Annotated in this window: 13 protein-coding genes and 1 riboswitch; of the genes, 8 read left to right on the top strand and 5 right to left on the bottom strand. The window is 70.3% G+C overall.

Features of this window, described 5'->3' with window-relative positions; all coding sequences use genetic code 11:
- Window positions 1-5: 5 nt before the first annotated feature.
- The 4 genes from PSV23_RS00785 to PSV23_RS00770 form a co-directional block, all read right to left on the bottom strand.
- Entirely contained in the window at window positions 6-647 is a 642-nt protein-coding gene (locus PSV23_RS00785) for a phosphoribosylanthranilate isomerase (protein WP_300465605.1), read from the bottom strand.
- Between the two features lie 43 nt (window positions 648-690).
- A complete protein-coding gene (locus tag PSV23_RS00780) occupies window positions 691-1,905 on the bottom strand; it encodes an FAD-binding oxidoreductase (RefSeq protein ID WP_300465604.1) in 1,215 nt (404 codons plus the stop codon).
- Between the two features lie 52 nt (window positions 1,906-1,957).
- Window positions 1,958-2,647: a pseudouridine synthase gene (locus tag PSV23_RS00775; RefSeq protein ID WP_300465651.1), complete on the bottom strand. Its 690-nt coding sequence runs from the start codon at window positions 2,645-2,647 to the stop codon at window positions 1,958-1,960.
- A gap of 205 nt (window positions 2,648-2,852) precedes the next feature.
- On the bottom strand, window positions 2,853-3,752 hold the full coding sequence (locus tag PSV23_RS00770; protein ID WP_300465603.1) for a class I SAM-dependent methyltransferase: 900 nt from the start codon (window positions 3,750-3,752) through the stop codon (window positions 2,853-2,855).
- 829 nt (window positions 3,753-4,581) lie between these two features.
- Between PSV23_RS00770 and recQ the strand changes: the two genes are divergently transcribed.
- Together recQ and PSV23_RS00760 are read left to right on the top strand one after the other, a co-directional pair.
- Window positions 4,582-6,453: a DNA helicase RecQ gene (gene recQ, locus PSV23_RS00765; protein WP_300465602.1), complete on the top strand. Its 1,872-nt coding sequence runs from the start codon at window positions 4,582-4,584 to the stop codon at window positions 6,451-6,453.
- A gap of 76 nt (window positions 6,454-6,529) precedes the next feature.
- Window positions 6,530-7,438: an aldo/keto reductase gene (locus PSV23_RS00760; RefSeq protein WP_300465601.1), complete on the top strand. Its 909-nt coding sequence runs from the start codon at window positions 6,530-6,532 to the stop codon at window positions 7,436-7,438.
- On the opposite strand, the gene PSV23_RS00755 is transcribed toward PSV23_RS00760, so the two are convergent.
- On the bottom strand, window positions 7,422-9,260 hold the full coding sequence (locus PSV23_RS00755; protein ID WP_300465600.1) for a TonB-dependent siderophore receptor: 1,839 nt from the start codon (window positions 9,258-9,260) through the stop codon (window positions 7,422-7,424). The genes PSV23_RS00760 and PSV23_RS00755 overlap by 17 nt on opposite strands.
- 181 nt (window positions 9,261-9,441) lie before the next feature.
- Window positions 9,442-9,583, bottom strand: a riboswitch (cobalamin riboswitch).
- A gap of 88 nt (window positions 9,584-9,671) precedes the next feature.
- Here PSV23_RS00755 and mutS point away from each other — a divergent pair.
- The 6 genes from mutS to PSV23_RS00725 all read left to right on the top strand — a co-directional run bounded on the left by mutS (window position 9,672) and on the right by PSV23_RS00725 (window position 20,683).
- Window positions 9,672-12,365 (top strand): DNA mismatch repair protein MutS, encoded by a 2,694-nt coding sequence (gene mutS, locus PSV23_RS00750; protein WP_300465599.1) that lies wholly within the window; start codon window positions 9,672-9,674, stop codon window positions 12,363-12,365.
- Window positions 12,362-15,052, top strand: coding sequence for a [protein-PII] uridylyltransferase (glnD, locus tag PSV23_RS00745; protein WP_300465598.1), 2,691 nt, complete (start codon window positions 12,362-12,364; stop codon window positions 15,050-15,052). Before mutS ends, glnD begins: the two co-directional genes overlap by 4 nt.
- 32 nt (window positions 15,053-15,084) lie before the next feature.
- Window positions 15,085-16,680 (top strand): murein biosynthesis integral membrane protein MurJ, encoded by a 1,596-nt coding sequence (murJ, locus tag PSV23_RS00740; RefSeq protein WP_300465597.1) that lies wholly within the window; start codon window positions 15,085-15,087, stop codon window positions 16,678-16,680.
- Window positions 16,680-17,726 carry a tryptophan--tRNA ligase gene (trpS, locus tag PSV23_RS00735; RefSeq protein ID WP_300465596.1) on the top strand — a complete coding sequence of 349 codons (1,047 nt, stop codon included), beginning with the start codon at window positions 16,680-16,682 and terminating at the stop codon, window positions 17,724-17,726. Before murJ ends, trpS begins: the two co-directional genes overlap by 1 nt.
- A gap of 67 nt (window positions 17,727-17,793) precedes the next feature.
- Entirely contained in the window at window positions 17,794-18,492 is a 699-nt protein-coding gene (locus PSV23_RS00730) for a GNAT family N-acetyltransferase (protein ID WP_300465595.1), read from the top strand.
- 811 nt (window positions 18,493-19,303) lie between these two features.
- Complete coding sequence (locus tag PSV23_RS00725) at window positions 19,304-20,683, top strand: SPFH domain-containing protein (RefSeq protein ID WP_300465594.1); 1,380 nt, start codon at window positions 19,304-19,306, stop codon at window positions 20,681-20,683.
- Window positions 20,684-20,805: the final 122 nt, after the last annotated feature.

Below are 20,805 nucleotides of genomic sequence, written 5' to 3'. Positions count from 1 at the left end.
GGAAATCAGGCCGACCGCACCGCCTCGAGGAAGGCCGCGATCAGGGCCGGGTCCTTAACACCCGGCGCGCTTTCCACGCCAGAGGACACATCGACCAGCGGCGCGCCAGAGACCCGGATCGCCTGCGCCACATTGTCCGGTGTCAGCCCGCCGGCCACGAACCACGGGTGACGGAAGGCCCGGTCGGCCAGCAGCATCCAGTCGAACCGCGCCCCGACCCCGCCCGGCAGATGCGATCCCTCGGGCGGTTTCGCGTCGAACATCAGATGATCGGCGAACGGCTCCCAGTCGTGCGCCTCCGCGAAATCCTCATGCGTCCGGATCGGCAGCACCTTGATGATCCCCGCCCCCGTCAGCATCCGCACCCGTTCGGCCCGCTCGCGCGTCTCATGACCGTGCAGCTGGATCAGGTCCGGCTTCAGGATCAGGGCGATCTCGGTCAGCAGGGCGTCGTCGGCGTCCACCGTCACCGCCACGATCTTCGCCTTGCCCCGCGCCCGCTCGAACAGGGTCGCGGCGTGCAGCGGTTCGATGTGGCGCGGGCTGTTCGGGAACACCACCGCCCCGACGAAGGCCGCGCGCCCGGCGAGGGCGGCGTCCAGCGCATCCGGCGTCGTCAGGCCGCAGATCTTGGCGAGGGCGCTCATCGAGCGCAGGTGCCCCCGCCGCCCGCCAGCGTCAAGGTCCGGGTCAAGGCCGGTACAGGTCCGCGTCAGGATCCGCCCCGCCCCGCAGCGCCGCCGACACCACCTGCGAGGCGATGACCGAATAGGTGATGCCGTTGCCGCCGAACCCCATCACCGCCCAGGCATGGTCCATGGCCGGCACCGGCGCGATCGAGGGCAGGCCGGTCGCGCTCTCGCCGAAGGCGCCCGCCCAGCTGTAGTCGATCTCGAACTCCACCTCCGGCAACAGCCGTTTCAGCTTGGCGGCGATGGTCGCGCATTTCCGCTTCAGCTTGACCTTGTCGGCGTGGGCGTCAGCAGACGCCTCGTCCTCGCCGCCGACGATCAGCCGCCCGTCTCCGCCCATGCGGAAATAGAGGTACGGATCCGACGCCTCCCACACCAGCGTCCCCCGCAGCCACGCCGGGCAGCGCTGGCGGGGTTTTGACGCCATGGCCCAGGTCGAGATCACCTCGGCCCCCGGCGTCGGCACGCCCCTGGGAAACTCGTAGCCGCAGCAGAACACAACCGACTTCGCCCGCACCGCATGGCCGGCGTCTGTCAGCAGGGTCACGCCGTCCGGATCGCTGGCGGCCTCCATCACCTCGACGCGGGAATACACGTTCGCTCCGGCCTTCTGCGCCCGCCGCAGCAGCCCGGCGGCCAGCCGCGCCGGATCGGCGCTGGCCGAGCCCCGGCTGGCGATGGCGCCCGTCCGCTCGACGCCGAACCGCTCCCGCAGTTCGGCCGGGCCGATGTACCGGCTCTCCAGCCCGATCGCCGCCCGCGCCTCCGCCTCGGTCTCGAGCGCGCGATGACCGTATTCGTCGCCGGCCAGATACAGGGTGTCCTTGTCCTTCAGCCCGCAGACGATCCGCTCCCGGCCTACGGTCCGCTTCAGGGCGTCGACAGCCGATCGCGATCGCAGATAAGCCCGCTTCGCCTTCGCCATCCCGACCTTTTCGGCCAGCGCCGTCAGCGGCAGGTCGATCTCCCATTGCAGCAGGGCGGTCGAGGCGACCGTCGATCCGGTCAGGGGCGGCCGCCGGTCCAGCACCGCCACCGAGTGATCCCGGCTCAGCTCATGCGCCATGAAGGCCCCGCTGATCCCGGCCCCGACGATGGCCACATCGACGGAGACGGCCTCCTTCAGAGGCCGCACCGGCACACCCAGCCCCGGGCTGTCGGCCCACAGTGACCGCCCCGTGCGCAGGTTTCGCTTGATCGTCGCCCCGGTCATGCCGTCTCCGCTGGAAGCGGAGCGATAGAGCCCCAGACCGATCGCGGTTCCGTCAGGCGAAGATCAGATCGATCTGATCCTGATCCAGCAGCCGCCAGTCCCCCGGCCCCAGATCCTCCGGCAGGGCCAGTCCACCGACCCGCTCGCGATGCAGGGCCTCGACATGATTGCCCACCGCCGCGAACATTCGCCGCACCATGTGATAGCGGCCCTCGGTCACGGTCAGCCGCGCCTCGGTGGGCGACAGCACCTCCAGCACGGCCGGCGACAGCGGCTTGTCCTCGCCCTCCAGCACCAGTCCGCCCGCGGCGAAGATATCGCCCTCGGTACCGTCCAGCGGCCGCGCCAGGGTCGCGCGATAGACCTTGGCCACATGGCGTTTGGGCGAAATCACCCGGTGCAGCAGGTCGCCGTCGTCCGTCAGCAGCAGCAGGCCCGTGGTCTGCTTGTCCAGCCGGCCGATGGTCGAGATGGCCGGATCGCGCCGCCGCCAGCGCGGCGGCAGGACGTCATAGACCAGGGCTCCGTCCTCCTTGCGCGAACAGGTCATGCCCAGCGGCTTGTGCAGCATCATCACCAGACCCGGGGTCGGATCCAGCGGCTCGCCGTCGATCTCCATCCGCGACGGCAGATCCGGCGTCACCGCGATCCGCTTCGACACATCGGTCAGATCGGCCCCGTCCAGCACGATCCCGCCCGCCTTGCCCAGCCGCGCCATCTCGGTCCGCGAGCCATAGCCCATCGACCCCAGCAGCCTGTCCACGCGCGAGGTGGGCGTTTTCACCGCCTCCTCCCGTCGTCATCCCGGGGCGCACAGCGACCCCGGGACCCAGCGGCGCCGGAGCGGCAGCGAAGGCGATGATCCATCCGCCGAAGGTCGGGACAGGTTCGCGCTACCGCGCGCCACCGGGTCCCGGCTTTCGCCGGGATGACGACAAGCAGAACGCTCACTTCACCGCCTCGAACACCTTGTACCCGCCCGCGTCGGCGGCCATCGTCACCCGCTTGAAGGCCGCGTTCAGCTCGGCCTCATAGGGCAGGTGGCGGTTGGCCACGAGCCACAGCACCCCGCCCTTGCCCAGCATCCCCGCCGCCTGCCGGATGAAGGCCTGGCCCAGCCGCTTGTCCTCGGCCCCGCCGTCGTGGAACGGCGGATTGGTGACGATGAAGTCCAGATCGCCCGCCGCCTCGACCGTACGCGCATCGGCCCATTCGAAGGTCACGCGCGGGTCGGTCACATTCCGCTTCGCCGCCGCGATCGCCCGCCGGTCCAGATCGATCAGCCGCAGGGATGTCACCGCCGGCGACCGCAACACCACCGTCGCCAGCGCCCCGTAGCCGCAGCCCAGATCGGCCCCCGCCCCCTTCAGCGCCGGCGCCGTCTGCGCCAGCAGCAGGGAGCCCGCATCGATCCGGTCCCAGGCGAAGATTCCCGGCTGCGACCAGGCGTCCAGTCCCTCGACCAGACGCGGCGCCCCCGCGGCGATCGCTTCATCGATCCCGGACACCGTCTTCGGCCGGATGACCACGCAGCGCCGGTGGTGCGCCTTGGCGCTCTCCCCGACCTCGGCGCCGAAGCCTTCCAGCTCCTTCTTCAGCCGCGATCCCCCCTTGTCCTTGGCCGCCATGACGTCCAGCCGCCCGCCGGGCTTCAACGCCCTCAGCGCCAGCGCCAGCGTATGGCGCCGCTCCAGCACCCCGGGCGGGGCGTAGATCATGATCTCGTCGGCCGAGCCCTCGGCCACGTCCTCGAGCGGCGTCGAGCCCGGAATCAGCGGCGAAACCTGGGTCGCCGCCCCGGGCGGATCGAACACCGCCGGCGGGCGGCCATACAGAAGTGTGGTCATGGCGCGGCCTATAGCGGGAATGCGTGGCGGCGGGAAACGGGCGTGACCGTCTCCTCCCCACGCCGTGGGGAGGGGGACCGCCCTCACGTCTCCTCCCCACGTAGTGGGGAGGGGGACCGCCCGCGCGACTCAGCGCGGGTGGTGGAGGGGGCGACTCGGTGACAGGGGATCAGCGATCCACCGGCCCCCGCCGGCGTCGCCCCCTCCGTCTCGTCGGCTTCGCCTCCGATCCACCTCCCCATTCGCTCCGCGAACAGGGAGGAGACAGCGTCGACCGCGGCACGGTGTTTTCGGCGCCAGGGATTTTCCGCCAGCCAGACGACTTCGCGCGCCCAACCCATTGATCATGTTACGCCCTCTCGACCGCGCAGCGTCATTTCGTAGCCGCAGGAACGGCCCGTGCGACACTGCTCCCCGTCCCGTCGCAGGGAGGCTCGCTCGGCCGGCGAACCGAAGCGGCGGCGGGAGCGGAAGGAGCGGGCCGCACCGGGACCCTTTTCCCGGCAGCGGAAGCCGAACCGGTGGAAAGCCGGCGGCTCAGGGCGCGGGGTAGTCAGAACCCGCGCTGGTCCGGGAGACGGTCGTCGCCGTCCCCGCCCGTGGCGAGCTTAACGGACCACCCTGCAAAGAGGGGGTTTTCGTCCGTGCCCGTCGAAAACCGACCGCGCGGAGCGTTCGTCTTTCGCCGAAACGGTATTCAAATCTTCTCATCCGGGCGAAGGCCCGGACGCTCCGCCCACGCCTCCCATAACCGCCTGCTTCACAGGCGGGGTTCCCGTACGCCCAATTCCTCGCTGACAAACGAGAACAAATGAGGCACAAGCGCACCATGCTCGCGGATACAACCTTAACGTCAATCGCCGCGCCGACGCTCGCCGACGCCCGCGCGACGCTGGAGCGGGTCTGGGGCCATGGCGACTTCCGCGGCCTTCAGGCTGACGTGGTCGCCGAAATCCTCGCCGGGCGCGACGTGCTGGCCGTGCTGCCGACCGGCGGCGGCAAGTCGGTCTGCTACCAGATCCCGGCCATGCTGCGGCCCGGCCTCGGCCTGGTCGTCTCGCCCCTGATCGCCCTGATGACCGATCAGGTCGAGGCGCTGAAACAGCAGGGCGTGGCCGCCGCCCGGCTCGATTCCGGCGTCTCCATGGACGACCGCTCGGCCATCTGGCGTCAGGCCCGCGCCGGCGAGCTGGACCTGCTCTATGTCTCACCCGAGGGACTGGCCCAGCCCCACCTGATCGACCGGCTGCACGACCTGCCGCTCAGTCTCATCGCCATCGACGAGGCCCACTGCGTTTCGCAATGGGGCCACGACTTCCGCCCCGACTACCGCACCCTCGGCCGCCTCGCCGAACTGTTCCCCGGCGTGCCGCGCATCGCCGTCACCGCCACCGCCGACGCCCGCACCCGCGAAGACATCGTCCGCTCGCTGCGGCTGGAGGGGGCGAAAGTCCTCGTCGACAGCTTCGCCCGCCCCAATCTGCAGCTCTCGGCCGTGCGCAAGGAGAACGCCTCGCGCGCGAAGACCGACGCCGCCGTCATCGATCTGGTGCGCCAGCGGCGCGGCAAGTCCGGCGTTGTCTACTGCGGCTCGCGCGACGGCTGCGAGCGGGTGGCCGACGCCCTGAAGTCCGCCGGGACCAACGCCATCGCCTATCACGCCGGAATGGACGCCCGCGACCGCGACCGCCGGCTCGAGCGCTTCCTGGCCGAGGACGGCGCCGTCATGGTCGCGACCATCGCCTTCGGCATGGGGGTCGACAAGGCCGACGTCCGCTTCGTCATCCACGCCGATCCGCCCGGCTCGCTGGAGGCCTACTGGCAGGAAATCGGCCGCGCCGGGCGCGACGGCGAACCCGCCGAGGGAATCACCCTCTACGGCCCTTCCGACATCGCCTGGACCCTGAAACGGCTCGAGGGCCGCCCCATGGCCGAAGAGGTCAAGGCGGTGCAGGTGCGCAAGGCCCGCCAGCTGTTCGCCATGCTGGACGGCGCCACCTGCCGCCCGCAGACGGTGCGCCGCTATTTCGGCGAGGCGGCCGCCCAGGCTTGCGGCGTCTGCGACATCTGCCTCGACCCGCCCGCCGTCTTCGACGCCACCGTCCCGGCCCAGAAGGCCCTCGCCGCCGTCCAGCGCCTCGGCGAACGCTTCGGCAAGACCCGCGTCATCGACCACCTGCTGGGCAAGACGAAGGAGGTCCAGCCGTGGGAGACCACCCTCTCGACCTGGGGCATCGGCGCCGACGTGGCCCTGCACACCTGGCGCGACGTGGTCGACCATCTGATGTTCGAGGGCCTGCTGGTCGAGGACCCCAACGACGGCAAGCCCCTGGTCCGCATCGGCGACCCCGAGGCTGTCCGCGCCGTCTACCGCGGCGAACGGACCGTCGAGGTCCGCCTGACCCCCGCCCGCGTCGTCGGCTCGAAAGAGCGCGTCCGCACCGGTCGCAACGCCGCGCTCGAAACCATGGATGCCGACGTCCGCGCCCGCTTCGAGACCCTGCGCGCCTGGCGCCGCGACCGCGCCGCAGAACAGCGCGTCCCGCCCTATGTGATTTTCCAGGACAAGACCCTGCTGGAAATCGCCCTCGCCGAGCCCGGAAATCTTGAGACGCTCGGCCATATCTCGGGCGTCGGCCAGACCAAGCTGGACCGTTACGGCAAGGGCGTTCTGGCGGCCCTGTCCCCGCCTGTGGATTGAAACCGGCGTTCGCGAGGTAAGGTTCGGGCAAGGTCTTGGAAGGGGCGCCTTAAACATTCGCCGTCACAGTCCCGTTGTGATCCCGAACCGCGCCCCGATTCCGGTCGACAAACTCGCTCTGGCCGTCGTGCACGCGCCGGATCGCGCCATTCCCGCGCCCGCCGGCGCGCGCGAGGAATCCCTGCGCTTCCTGCTCCAGACCGCCGCCGATTCCGGTGTCACCCGCGTCGCCACCCGCCCCGACGGCGACGGCGAGCGCTGGTTGGGCCAGTCCTGGCCCTTCCCTTCGCCCTTCCAGGTCTCGGTCCGCACCGTGCCCGTCAGCGACGGCGTCGACCGGGTCGAGGCCCGCGCGCGCCGCTCGCTCGAACGGCTCGGCCTGCCGCGCGGCGACGCCCTGCTGGTCTCCAGCGCCTCCGACCTGGCCGGAACCGAGGGCCGCGCCCTGTGGGACAAGCTGCTGGCCCTCAAGGACCGCGGCCTGTACCGCCGCATCGGCTTCTGCGCCTCGGTCGAGGACGGCCCGGCCCTGCTGGCCCGCCGCTTCCAGCCCGATGTCGTCCAGCTGAAATGCAACCTCCTGGATCAGCGGGCCCAACGGACCGGCGTCCTGTCCGAACTGGCCGCGCTGGACGTGACCGTCCACGCCTCCTCGATCTTCGCCGACGGCCTGCTGTTCATGAACAGCGAGGCTCTGCCGGTCGAAATGCACCGCCACGGCCCGACCCTGTCGCGCATCCGCCGCCGCCTGGCCGAGGCGCGCGTCGATCCGATGCAGGCGACCCTGGCCTATGCCCTGGGCCTGCCCGAAGTGACGGCCGTGGTCGCCAGCGTCGCCTCGGCCGCCGAGCTGCGCGCGGTCGTCGCCGCCGCCCACGCCCCCACCCCCGCCCTGGACTGGGCCTCGATGCAGCTGGAGCCGGCGACGGCGACCGCCGCCGGCCCCAATCCTCGAGGACTTGGCCGGATCAGTAGCGCAGCCTGATCCCGACATAGCCGGACCGTCCCGTCTCGCCGTATCCGAACACCTGCTGATAACGCTCGTCCGCCAGATTCTCGATCCGCGCCGTCAGCGTGACCGTGTCGGTCAGCGCATACGACCCGTTCAGATTGGCCGTGACGAAGGCCTCGCGGACACCGCCGGCATCGTCCTGATCGCCCTCCGCCCGCAAGGTCAGGGCGCCCGACAACCGTTCGCCGGTCCAGCCCAGGGTGGCCGATCCCGACTGTTCCGGCACGCGCAGCAGCCGCGCGCCGGTCGTCTCGTCCCGCGCGTCGGTCCACGCATAAGCCAGGCTCAGATCGAACCCGCCGCCCAGCCGCGCCCGGCCTTCCAGCTCCACCCCGTCCGTCGCCGTCTCGGCCACATTGACGTAGAAACTGTCGAAGGTGACGGGGTCGAAGACATAGGTGATCTGGTCCTCGACGTTCAGCCGATAGACGGTCAGCCGCCCCGCGATACGGCCGTCCGCCGACCCCCAGCCGATCGCCCCCTCATAACCCTCGGCCGTCTCGGGCCGCAGAACCGGGAAGGGCTGTGACGAGAAGCAGAAATCGCACACCGCCTGGCTGATCGACGGCGCCTTGAATCCCGTTCCGTACGCCGCCGACAGAACGAAACCCGCCCCGGCCTCGAAGGCGCCGGACACGCGGCCGGTCCCCTTCGAACCAAAATCGTCCGTATCGTCGAACCGCAGGGCTCCGGTCAGGCTCAGCCGCTCGATCGGATCGATCCGCGCGGTGGCGAAGGCGGAGGACGTCCCCAGGTCCTCGGTCAGGCCGCTGGACAGGCTGCCCTCGGTGTCCTCGCGCTCGGCCCCGATGACGAAGTCGACGCCCGCCGCCGAACCGTCGGCCTGCCAGCGGAAGACCTGCCGGTCGGCCTCGAACACCGAAGGGAAGGACGACACCGTCTCCCGGGCGATATCCGACGCCGAGACGCTGAACTGATGCGCCACCCCCAGCGCGTTCAGGCGCAGCCGCCCGAACCCGGACCATTGCTCGCTGGACTGCGTGTCCAGAGTGTCGGCCAGGGCGTAGGCGGGCGCGGGATAGCCGTCCAGATCGACATCGCTGTCGGTCCATCGCACCGAGCCGTCCACGGCCACGCCGGGCGTGAAGACGTAACGACCCCGCGCGCCGGCCGTGGTCGAGGTGAAGCCGTCGGCCTCGGGATTGCCGTCCGCCTCGTCGGCGGCGGAGATGCCGCCCGTATCGAAATGCGAGACCCAGGCGCCGAGCCCGTACCGTTCGGTCGAGACGCCCGCCGCCAGCCGGCCGCGAACGGTCCCGAACGAACCAGCCTCCAGATCGGCGCCGAGGCCGTCCAGGTCCCGGGTCGTGAAGGCGATGACCCCGCCGATGGCGTCCGACCCCCACAGCGACGACTGCGGGCCCGACAGCACCTCGATGCGTTCGATGTCCGACAGCTCCAGTCCCGAAAAATCGAAGGCCCCGTTGACCTCGGCCGGATCATTGACCGGCACGCCGTCGACCAGCACCAGGGTCTTGCCCGGCGTCGCGCCCCGCATCCGCACCTGGGCCACGCCGCCGAAGGCGCCGGACCGCACCACCGACAGACCGGGCAGGTCATGCAGGATATCCGCGGCGAACACCGCCCCGCGCTGCTCGATCGTTGCGCGGTCTATGACCCGCGCGCCCGGCGTGTCGGCGACGATGGCCGGCAGTCGGGTAGCGGTGACGACGACCTCAGGCAGGGGCGCATCGGGATCGTCCGCCTGCTGGGCGTAAGCGGACAGGGGAAACAGCACGGCGGCGGCCGTGGCGTAGAGGATGGATCGCGTCATGCGCGGATCTCCGTCGGCCCCGCGCTGGCGCTGCGCGGCGGCGAGTGAAAGCGACCGACCCGGCCCCGAAGGGGGCGCGGCGCTTGGGTCGGGTCGCTTCGACGGAACGGCTTCCCCGCAGGGAAGGGTTGGCCCCACGCCTCTGTCTGATCCCGGACAGCGGACGAGCGACGCGGCGGCCAGGTCTCCTGGCTTGCGGGTCAACAGTCGCCGCCCTCGCCTTCCCGGTTGCCCAGTGGCGCCGGACGCGAACGTCCGGAACGAGCGACGGCCTCGCCGCCTACAGTTGCGGGCACAGCCGCGGTATCTCACCGCGTTCCCTTAACCGCCTGCCGGGCTTGTCGCAGTGCGGCACAGCTTGCGCAAGACGCTTGAGGCGCAGGCCGCAATCCTTCACCTTGCGGCGCTCCAATGAACGCCCCCCTCGCCCCCTTCCCGACAGCCGACGCCGTCCCGTCCAGCGAGGGGACGACGCCCGTCATGGCGCAATTCCTGGCGGCCAAGGCCAGCCAGCCAGACGCCATCGTGTTTTTCCGCATGGGCGATTTCTACGAGCTGTTTTTCAGGGACGCCGAGATCGCCTCCGCCGCCCTGGGCATCACCCTGACCAAACGCGGCAAGCACCAGGGTCAGGACATCCCCATGGCCGGGGTGCCGGTCCATGCGCTGGACGGCTATCTGGCCCGGCTGATCCGGCAAGGGTTCAAGGCCGCCATCTGCGAACAGCTGGAAGCGCCGTCCGAGGCGCGCAAGCGCGGTTCCAAGGCCGTGGTCCATCGCGACATCGTCCGCGTCGTCACCCCCGGGACCCTGACCGAGGACAGCCTGCTGGACGCGCGGGGCGCCAACCGTCTGGCCGCCGTCTCGGTGCGCAAGGGGCGCGCCGCTGTCGCCGTGGTCGAACTGTCGGCCGGCTCGGTCGACGCTGTGGCCTGTTCGCTGGAAGACCTCGGCGCGACCCTGGCCTCGTTCCGGCCGTCCGAAGTTCTGGTGCCCGACCGCCTGTTCTCGGACGAGGCGACGAAAGCCGCGCTAGACGGCTCGGGCGGCGTGGTTCAGGCCCTGCCCCAGGCTCTGGCCGAACCGGTGGGCGCGCGGGTGCGGGTCGAGCGGCTGTACGGCGTCGCCTCGCTGGACGGCTTCGGCGCCTTCGAGGAGGCCGAGGTTTCGGCCCTCGGCCTGATCGCCGCCTATCTGGAGACCACCCAGGCCGGAAAGATCCCCGCCCTGTCGCCGCCGCGCCGCTCGGGCGACAGCGGCTTCCTCGCCATCGACCCGGCGACAAGGCTCAGTCTCGAGATCGACCGCACCCAGCGCGGCGAACGCGAAGGCTCGCTGCTGGCCTGCATCGACCGCACCGTCACCTCGGGCGGGGCGCGAGCGCTGGCCGAGCGCATCGCCCGGCCGCTGCGCGACACCACGGCCATCAATCACGCACTCGACGCCGTCGAATGGCTGCTGGAACGCCGCGACCTGCGCCGCGACCTGCGCGAGGGCCTGCGCGCCTCGTCCGACATCGCCCGCGCCACCTCCCGCCTCGTGCTGGGCCGCGGTGGGCCGCGCGACCTCGCCGCCATCCGCACGGGCCTGTCGATCGCCGAAGGCATCTCCGGCCTGTTCCCGCCCGCCCGCGATCCGCTGACCGAACCGCCAGCCCGCATCGTCGCCGCGCTGGACAGGCTGACCCTGTCGCCGGGACTGGGCCGCCTGCTGGTGGATCTGGCCGAGGGTCTGGTCGCCGAGCCCCCGCACCTGGCCCGCGACGGCGGCTTCGTCTCGGCCGGCTATCGCCCCGAGCTGGAAGAGGCGCGCCGCCTGCGCGACGACAGCCGCCGCGTCGTCGCCGACCTCGAGGCCCGCGCCGTGTCCGAGGCCGGGGTGCCGTTCAAGATCCGCCACAACGCCGTCCTCGGCTATTTCCTCGAGACCTCGGCCAAGGCCGCCGAGCCCCTGTTGCGCCCCTCGGGCGAGAGCCCCTTCATCCACCGGCAGACCCTGGCCAACCAGGTCCGCTTCACCACCGTCGAACTGTCCGAGCTGGACGCGAAGATCAGCCAGGCCGGGCACCGCGCGCTGGCCATCGAGGGCGAGACCTTCGAGGTCTGGCGCACCACGGTCCAGGCGCAGGCCCAGCCGCTGCAGGCGGTGGCCGAGGCCTTGGCCGAACTCGACGCCCACGCCGCCCTCGCGGAATGGGCCGAGGAGGTCGGCGCTGTCCGTCCCGCGGTCGATGACACGACCTGTTTCGAGGTCACCGCCGGCCGTCACCCGGTGGTCGAGGCTGCGGTGAAGGCCCAGGGCGATCCCTACACCCCCAACAACTGCCGGCTCGACGGCTCCGGCTCAGCCTGCGCCCGGCTGTCGATCGTCACCGGCCCGAACATGGCCGGCAAGTCGACCTTCCTGCGCCAGAACGCGCTTCTGGTCGTGCTGGCCCAGGCTGGAGCCTTCGTGCCCGCCCGCGCCATGCGGCTCGGCGTCGTCGACCGGCTGTTCAGCCGCGTCGGCGCCGGCGACGATCTGGCCCGGGGCCGTTCCACCTTCATGACCGAGATGGTCGAAACCGCCGCCATCCTGACCCAGGCCACAGAACGCAGCTTCGTGGTGCTGGACGAGATCGGCCGCGGCACCGCCACCTATGACGGCCTCGCCATCGCCTGGGCCGTCGCCGAGGCCCTGCACGATCGCAACCGCGCCCGCACCCTGTTCGCCACCCACTACCACGAGCTGGCCGGCCTCGAGACGCGGCTGGCCCATGTCTGCAACCTGTCGATGGTCGCGAAGGAATGGAACGGGGACCTCGTCTTCCTGCACGAGGCCGCGCCCGGCGCCGCCGACCGCAGCTACGGCGTCCAGGTCGCCAGACTGGCCGGGGTCCCCGCCGCTGTCGTGACCCGCGCCCGGGAGGTGCTTGACCGGCTGGAAGGCGAGAAGAGCGCCGCCATCAGTCTGGATGACCTGCCACTGTTCGCCATCGCCGAGCCGGCCCGGCCGCCCCTATCATCCGCGGTCGAGGACGCGCTCCACGCCATCGAGCCAGACGAACTGTCCCCGCGCGAGGCGCTGGAGGCGCTGTACCGGCTGAAGGGTCTGGGCCGCCGGTGACCGCCGCCCTCGACGACCGGCTGATCGAGGCCGCGTCCGCCCCCGATGTGCGCAAGGCGGTCGCCGGCATCCTGCGCGAAAGTTACGACGCCGCGCGCGCCCGCGCCGCCCGCCGCCTCGACGCCGGCGGCGAGGGCGTCGAGGTGGCCCGGCTCTATTCCGCCGCCGCCGACGACCTGCTGACCGCCCTGTGGCGATTCACCACCGAAACCCTCTATCCCGCCCACAACCCGACCGAGGCCGAGCGGCTCAGCCTGATCGCGGTGGGCGGCTACGGCCGGGGCGTGCTGGCGCCCTTCTCTGACCTCGACCTGCTTTTCCTGCGCCCGTGGAAGTCGATCCCGCGCACAGAACAGGTGATCGAGTTCATGCTCTACGTCCTGTGGGATCTGGGTGTGAAGGTCGGCCAGTCGGCGCGCTCGGTCGATGAATGCCTGGCGTTGGCCAGATCCGACATGGTGATCCGCACCACCCTGCTGGAGGCGCGGCCCCTGGCCGGCGATGACCGGCTGGCCGGTGATTTTATCGCCCGTTTCCGCGCCATGGTGGTCAAGGCCGACCCCCGATCCTTCATCGCCGCCAAACTGACCGAGCGCGACCTGCGCCACCAGAAATCAGGCGCCGTCCGCTATCGCGTCGAGCCCAACGTCAAGGACGGCAAGGGCGGGCTCCGGGACCTCAACACCCTGTTCTGGATCGCCCGCTCGCTGGCTCCGGAAAGCCCGCTCGGCGCCCGGGTGCTGGACGACCTGTTGACCGCCCGCGAACGCCGGACGTTCGAAGAGGCCTTCGACTTCCTGTGGCGCACCCGGACGCATCTGCACCTCACGGCCGGCCGGGCCGAGGAGAAGCTGACCTTCGATCTTCAGCCCGAGGTCGCCCGCCGCATGGGCTGGCGTGGACGCGGCGACGAGCCAGCGGTCGAGCGTTTCATGCGCCGTTACTTTCTCATCGCCCGCGACGTCGGCGCCCTGACCCGCGCCATGTCGGCCAAGCTGGAGGCGCGCCAGCAGAAGCCGACCATGAGCCTTTCGCGCCTGATCCCGGGCCGCAAACGGAGGCTGGGCGTTGAGGGCTTCGTCGAGGACGCCGGTCGCCTGTCCGTCATCGGTCCCGAGGTCTTCGTCGCCGCGCCCGAGAAGCTGCTGATGCTGTTCCGCTGCGCCGACCAGCATGACCTCGACCTGCACCCCGACGCCTTTTCGGCCGTCAGCCGGTCGCTGTCGCTGGTGACCCCGTCGCTGCGCCGCGACCCCGAGGCGACCCGCGCCTTCCTCGACATCCTGGCCCACGGCCAGCGGCCCTACCGGGTCCTGACCCTGATGAACGAGACGGGCCTGCTGGGCCGGTTCCTGCCCGAATGGGGGCGGATCGTCGGCCAGACCCAGTTCAACATGTACCACGCCTATACGGTCGACGAGCACACGCTGCAGGCCATCGGCATCATCAACGACATCTGGCGCGGCAAGCTGAAGGCCGATCATCCGGCCTCGACCGAGATCGTCCACCGCATCGACGACTTCGAGGCCCTGATGCTGGCCATGCTGCTGCATGACGTCGGCAAGGGCGGGGACCGGGGTCAGCTGGAGGACGGGGCCATCGCCGCGCGGCGGGCCTGCGACCGGCTGGGCCTCGACCCGCGCCGCACCGAGTTCGTGGTCTGGCTGGTGCGCAATCACCTGGCTCTCAGCGACTACGCCCAGAAGCGCGACGTCTCGGATCCGGCCACCGTGCGCGCATTCACGAAGCTGGTCGGCGACCCCGAGCGGCTGCGGACCCTGCTGATCCTGACCGTGGCCGACATCCGCGCCGTCGGACCGGGCGTCTGGAATGCGTGGAAGGGCAACCTCATCCGCGACCTGTACCAGCGCACCGAGGGCGTGTTCCGCGGCGAGGACATGACCCACGCCGATCCGCTGGACGACTATCCGGCCCTGGTCGCCCGCGCCCGCGCCAGCGGCGCCGCCGCCGAAGCCGTGACCGTCGCGGGCAGCGACGAGGACGACCGCGCCGCCACCCGCGTGGCCGTCGCCGCCCGCGACCGGCCGGGCCTGTTCGTTGACCTGGCCGACGCCCTCGCCGCCGCCGGGGCCGATGTCGTCGGCGCCCGGGTCGCCACAGCTCCGGATGGCACAGCCCTGGACGTGTTCGAACTCCAGGACGGCGGCGGCGCCCCCTACGGCCAGTCCGAGCCGCGCCGCCTGACGCGTCTGATCGAGGGACTGGAAACCGCCGCGCGCGGCGGCGTCCCGACAGCGCCAGCCCCCACCGTTCCACACAACCCTCGCCGCGCCGCCTTCGACGTGCGTCCCACCGCCATGGTCGATCTGGACGAAAGTCCGACAGCCGCCGTGGTCGAGGTGTCCGGCGCCGACCGCCCGGGCCTGCTGGCCGATCTGGCCCGGGCCTTGGCCATCCACCGCCTGTCGATCCGCTCGGCCCATATCGCCGGCTTCGGCGAGCGTGCGGTCGACAGCTTCTACGTCACCGACGCGTCGGGCCGGAAGCCGCAGTCCGGCCCGACGCTGGACGCCCTGCGCGCCGATCTGGAAACCGTGCTCGACTTCACCGAGCGCGCCGGACATCGCGTCTCGGCCCCGGTTCGGGCCAGCCTGCGGGACGTCTCCGAAGTCGGCCGCCGCCGGTCGGCGCAAGAGCCGGTATCGCGGACGCCGGAACCACGCTAAGCGCTGATCCAGTCCCGAATTCCGAGCATTTCATGAGCCTCGCCCGCAACACCCTGGTGCAAGCAACCCTGACCCTGGGCAGCCGCATCCTTGGTTTCGCCCGGGACATGGCTCTGGCGGCCCGGTTCGGGCAGGGACCGATGATGGACGCCTTCACCACGGCGTTGATGCTGCCCAACATGTTCCGCCGCCTGTTCGCCGAGGGCGCCTTCGCCCAGGCCTTCGTGCCTGTCTACGGCGGCGTCCGGGCCCGCGAAGGCGAGGAGGCCGCGGCGGTCACGGCGTCCGAGGCCATGTCCTTCATGCTGGCGGTAGTCTCGGGCTTCTGCATCCTGTTGCAGGTGCTGATGCCATGGATCATGCCTTGGCTTCTGTCGGCCTATCGCGATCAGGCCGGCGTCATGTCGGTCGCCGTCACCGCCACCCAGCTCGCCATGCCCTATCTGGCCTGCATGACGGTGGCCTCGCTGCTGTCAGGCGTGCTGAATACGGCCGGCAAGTTCGCCCTCTCGGCGGCCGTGCCGGTCTTCCTCAACCTTTGCACCCTGACGCCGCTGCTGGCCGCCTATGTCGTGCCCGCCAGCCAGCCGGCCGTACTGCTGTGGGTCACCGGCGCCGTGACCATCTCGGGCTTCCTGCAGGCCGCGCTGCTGTGGTGGGGCGTGCGGCGCCTCGGGGTGACCTTGCGTCTGTCATGGCCGCGCCTGACGCCCAATGTGAAGCGAGCTCTCGCCCTCGCCGTGCCCGGCGCGCTCGCGGGCGGCGCGATGCAGGTCAACTCGCTGGTCAGCCAGATGCTGGCCGGCTCCGATGAGGGCGCCCGGTCGGTCATCTACAACGCGGACCGGCTGTACCAGCTGCCGTTGGGCCTGATCGGCGTGGCCATCGGCCTGGCGCTGGTTCCGCGCCTGACAAGGGCCTTCGTTTCCGGTGACCACGAAGGAGGGCGCCGCACGCTGGACGACGGCATCACCCTGGCCATGGCATTCACTCTCCCGGCCGCCGTGGCCCTGTTTGTCATTCCCTTCTTCGTCATCGACGCCACGGTGACGCGCGGCGCCTTCACCAGTCAGGACGCGGCCCGCACCGCCGACGTGCTGCGCCAGTTCGCCTGGGGCGTGCCGGCCTTCGTCCTGGCCAAGGTCCTGACGCCGCCCTTCTTCGCCCGCGAGGATACCCGGCGTCCGATGATCTACGCCGTGGCCTCGGTGATCTTCACGATCGTCGTGGGGGCCAGTCTGTTCTACTGGCTGTCCAGCATCGGCGTCGACGGCGTGCTCGGCCTCGCCATCGCCACCAGCCTGTCGGCCTGGATCAACGTGTCCCTGCTGGCCGGGACCCTGATCCGGGAGGACGCCTGGCGGCCCTCGCCGCGGTTCCTGTCGCGCCTGTTTCGCGTGCTGGCCGCCAGCGCCGTCATGGCCGCCCTGCTGGTGCTGGCGGGCGTCAACTACGATGCTCTGAGCCGCCTGCTCCTTGCCAAGGAAATCGCGGTTCTGGTCGTGTGCGGCGCCGGCGCCCTTGTCTATGGCGCCTGCCTCGTGCTTTTCCGCGCCGTCAGCGTCTCGGAACTCAAGGCGACGCTGAAGCGTGAACCCGGCGCCGCAACGCCGACCGGACTGGATTGATGACCGACGCCTCCCCCGCCGCCGCTCCCGCCTATCAGGGCCCCCGCCGCGTCCTTAGCGGCATCCAGGCCTCCGGAGCCCTGCATCTGGGCAACTATCTGGGCGCCCTGAAGCGGTTCACCCAGCTGCAGGATACGGGCGCGCCCTGTTTCCTGTTCGTCGCCGATCTGCACGCCATCACCGTGTGGCAGGACCCGGAAAAGCTGACCGCCCAGACGCGCGAGATCGCCGCCGCCTATCTGGCGTCCGGCCTCGATCCGGCGCGGTCGATCATCTGGCCGCAGTCGGCGGTGCGGGCGCATTCCGAGCTGGCCTGGATCCTGAACTGCGTCGCCCGCCTCGGCTGGCTGGACCGCATGACCCAGTTCAAGGAGAAGTCGGGCAAGCACAAGGAGCGCTCGTCCGTCGGCCTCTACACCTATCCTGTGCTGCAGGCCGCCGACATCCTGCTGTACAAGGCCACCGAGGTGCCGACCGGCGAGGACCAGAAGCAGCATCTGGAGCTGACGCGCGACATCGCCCAGAAGTTCAATACCGACTTCAACGCGCCGGGCTTCTTCCCCCTGCCCGAGCCCCTGACCCAGGGGCCGGCGCCCCGGGTGATGAGCCTGCGCGACGGGGCGGCCAAGATGAGCAAGTCCGATCCGTCGGATCAGTCGCGCATCAATCTGACCGACGACGCCGACGCCATCACGGCCAAGATCCGCAAGGCCCGCACCGACCCGGATCCGCTGCCCGAAACGCTGGAAGGCCTCGAGGGCCGCGCCGAGGCGAAGAACCTCGTCACCATCTATGCGGCCCTGGCCGACATGAGCCGCGAGGCGGTGCTGGCCGAGTACGCCGGTCAGGGCTTCGGCGCCTTCAAGCCGAAGCTGGCCGATCTGGCCGTCGCCTCGATGGCGCCCGTGACCGCCGAGATGCGCCGGCTGATGGCGGACACCGCCGAGATCGACCGCGTCCTCAAGGACGGGGCCGAACGCGCCGCCGCCATCGCCGATCCGGTAGTGGATGAGGTCAAGAAGATCGTCGGCTTCTGGCGCGCCTGACGGCGGCTTCCGGACGCCGCGCTCCCGCCCCCCTGGCGAACGGCCCCGCTTGCGCTAGACAGGGCCGATGAGCCCTGCCCATCCGTTGGACCGTCCGGTCTGGAGCACCCTGACCAGCCGCCAGGCCGATCTGGCGCTCGGCGACGCGCGGGCGCTGCGGTTCGATCCGGCATACGCCCTGTTCGGGGCGGCGGCTGACGCCTCGCCGGAGAGCCAGCAGGCGCTGGCCGCTCTGAACGTATCGCCCAACGGCATGGGGCTGGTCGAGGCGGGCGCCATGCCTCCGCCGCCCGCGGCCCGGGTCCGGTCCAGGACTCCCTGCGTGCAGATGACGGCCTCGGCCCTGACGGCGGGCGGACGGGACATCGCCTTCGAACCGCTGGGCGAGGCCGACGCCGCCGACATGCTGGCGCTGGCGACCCTGACGGCGCCGGGTCCCTTCTTCGAAAAGACCCACCAACTCGGCGACTTCATCGGCGTGAAGCGGGACGGCCGGCTGATCGCCATGGCCGGGGAGCGGATGCGCCCCGCCGGGTTCACCGAGGTGTCGGGCGTCTGCACCCATCCCGACCACCGCGGCCACGGCTACGCCGGCGCCCTGATGCGGGTGGCGACGCAGCGGATCCTGGAGCGCGGCGAACAAGCCTTCCTGCACGTTGTCGCGACGCACGCGGCGACGATCGCCCTCTACCAGACGCTCGGGTTTTCGGTTCGGACGCCCATCACCTACACGGTGCTGGACGGGCCGGAGATGTCTCCAAAGTAGCGGGTCGGTCCCGAAAAATTGTGAAGGCCCGCCGCCCGGGCCGGAGGCCGTGGGCGTCTTGCGAAAGCCGGCGCCTGGACGGCGGCGGCGGAGGGTTCAGTATTGTCAAGGACCAGGCCCGGCGGGCATCTGGTCAGTATGCACGGCCACGCGTCAGAAACGGACGCAGGGGTGGGAAGGCCGCGGCTTCGCCTTGAGGCGAAGGGGCGAGAGTAGCGGGTTTCGGGGACGAAAGTGGCGGGTCGGAGGGGGCGAGAGTCTTCATGTCCGCCTGCGGCCTGGCCCCCTGTGACGCGCCTGAGGCGGAGCAAGCCACCACCGCGAAACCGGTTCAATGCGCATCGAGCGCACAGACATCCGAAGGTCGGCGTCTGGCCCCGAAAGCCGTGTCCGCTTCCGACCCAAAGCCGACCCTAGTCCGCGCGCCGCGCCTGTTCGGCTTGGACTGCGTCACGCTTCTTCAGAAACAGCTTTGAGAGAAGCGGTGAGAGAGGTGTCGCCAACCGGCCAGCCACGCGCGCAGCTTCGTTCTCAAGCTCGGCGTCGGACAACTCGGACAGGTTTGCCTCCGACGGCACTCCACTGCGATTTCGGGTCAAACGCGCCATTCCCCATTGTGCATGGTCGAGTTCCGCTTTCCACCCTCAGGTGACAGTCCGCTCCCGACCCCGCCCGGCCATTCGCGATGTCCGCCCGGGGCGCCAGCCGCCGCCGCCAGCCGCCGAGCCGGCGCGCGCGCAGCCTCCCGCAGTAGTTGCGGCGCCCGGACTTTATGGACATAGTCCGGCGAATATCGGGGATCCTCATGACCATGTATTTCGTTGCCGGCGGCGTCGCGCTCGGCGTCTTCGCCATTGGATTCCTGATTGCGCTGGTTCTGCGCCGGGTAGTCCCGACCAACGAGGTTCACATCGTGCAGCGCGGACGATCCCGCGTCAGCTACGGCGCCAGCCAGGAAGCCGGAAACGTCTATTACGAGTGGCCAGCCTTCCTGCCCCGAATCGGCGTGCTGGTGACCAAATTCCCGGTCTCCATCTTTGACGTGAACCTGAAGGACTACGAGGCCTACGACACCGGGCGCCTCCCGTTCCGCGTGGACGTACAGGCGTTCATGCGGATCGCCAAGTCGGACACGGCGGCGGAAAAGGTCGCCAATTTCGACGAGCTGCAACACCAGCTGTCCGGCATCCTCCAGGGCGCGGTCCGGAACGTGCTCGCCACCCACAAGCTCGAGGACATCCTCGAAGCCCGATCCACCCTGGCCGAGGCCTTCACCGCCCAGGTGGACAACCAGCTTCAGGCGTGGGGCGTCGAGACGGTCAAGAACATCGAGTTCATGGACATCCGCGACAGCGCCAATTCGCAGGTCATAGCCAACATCATGGCGAAGGAGAAATCCCGCATTGATCGCGAGAGCCGCGAGGCCGTGGCGATGAACAGCCAGATGGCCCGGACCAAGGAAATCGAGGCCGAACGCATCGTCGAGGTGAACAAGCAGGACGCCCTGCAACAGGTCGGCATGCGGACGGCCGAGCAGGAAAAGCAGGTCGGCATCGCCAAACAGGTCGCCGAGCAGGAAGTTCTGGTCGCCCAGAAGGACACCACCGAACGTGAGATGGATGTGAAGCTGGTCGCCGATACGCGCGCCGCCGACATCGCCAAGGGGGTCGCGGAAGTCCAGGCCGCGCAGGAGCGCGAGGTCACCATCATCCGGGCCGAGGGACAGCGCCAACAGCAGGTCATCGCCGCGGAGGCGGAACGCCAGAGGCTGGAGCTGGTCGCGCAGGGAACCCTGGCTCAGCAGAAGCTCGACGCCGAAGGCTTGCTGGCGCAGGGTCAGAGCCGCGCCGAAGCCGAACGGCTGCTGCTTCTGGCGCCGGTCACGACGCAGATCGAACTGGCCCGGGAGATCGGCGGCAACGACGGCTACCAGAGCTATCTGGTGCGCGTGGAGCAGATCAAGGCCGGGCAGACCGTGGGCGTCGCCCAGGCCCAGGCCCTGAGCGACGCCGACATCAAGGTGATCGTGACGGGCGGCGACGTGCCCGCGGGCATGAACAGCATCACCGACGTGTTCAGCGCGAAGGGCGGCCAGGCCCTCGGAGCGATGCTGGAGGGGCTGGCCCAGACAGACACAGGCAAGGCCGTGGTGGAGCGGGCGACGAAGGGCGCGGCCAAGCCCAAGGCGTAGCCTTGTTCAGGTCCGTTCGGCCGCCGACGGGAATGTCAGCAAGCCGCACCGCTCTGGACGACCGCTTCCGACCCTGTGTGGACGGCTCTCCGTCGGCAAGGGGTAATCGAACTATCTGCAAC

Source organism: Brevundimonas sp. (assembly GCF_029946145.1).
Lineage (GTDB): Bacteria > Pseudomonadota > Alphaproteobacteria > Caulobacterales > Caulobacteraceae > Brevundimonas.
The sequence above is the reverse complement of the archived record's forward strand: the minus strand, read 5'-3'. Positions and strand labels throughout refer to the sequence as shown.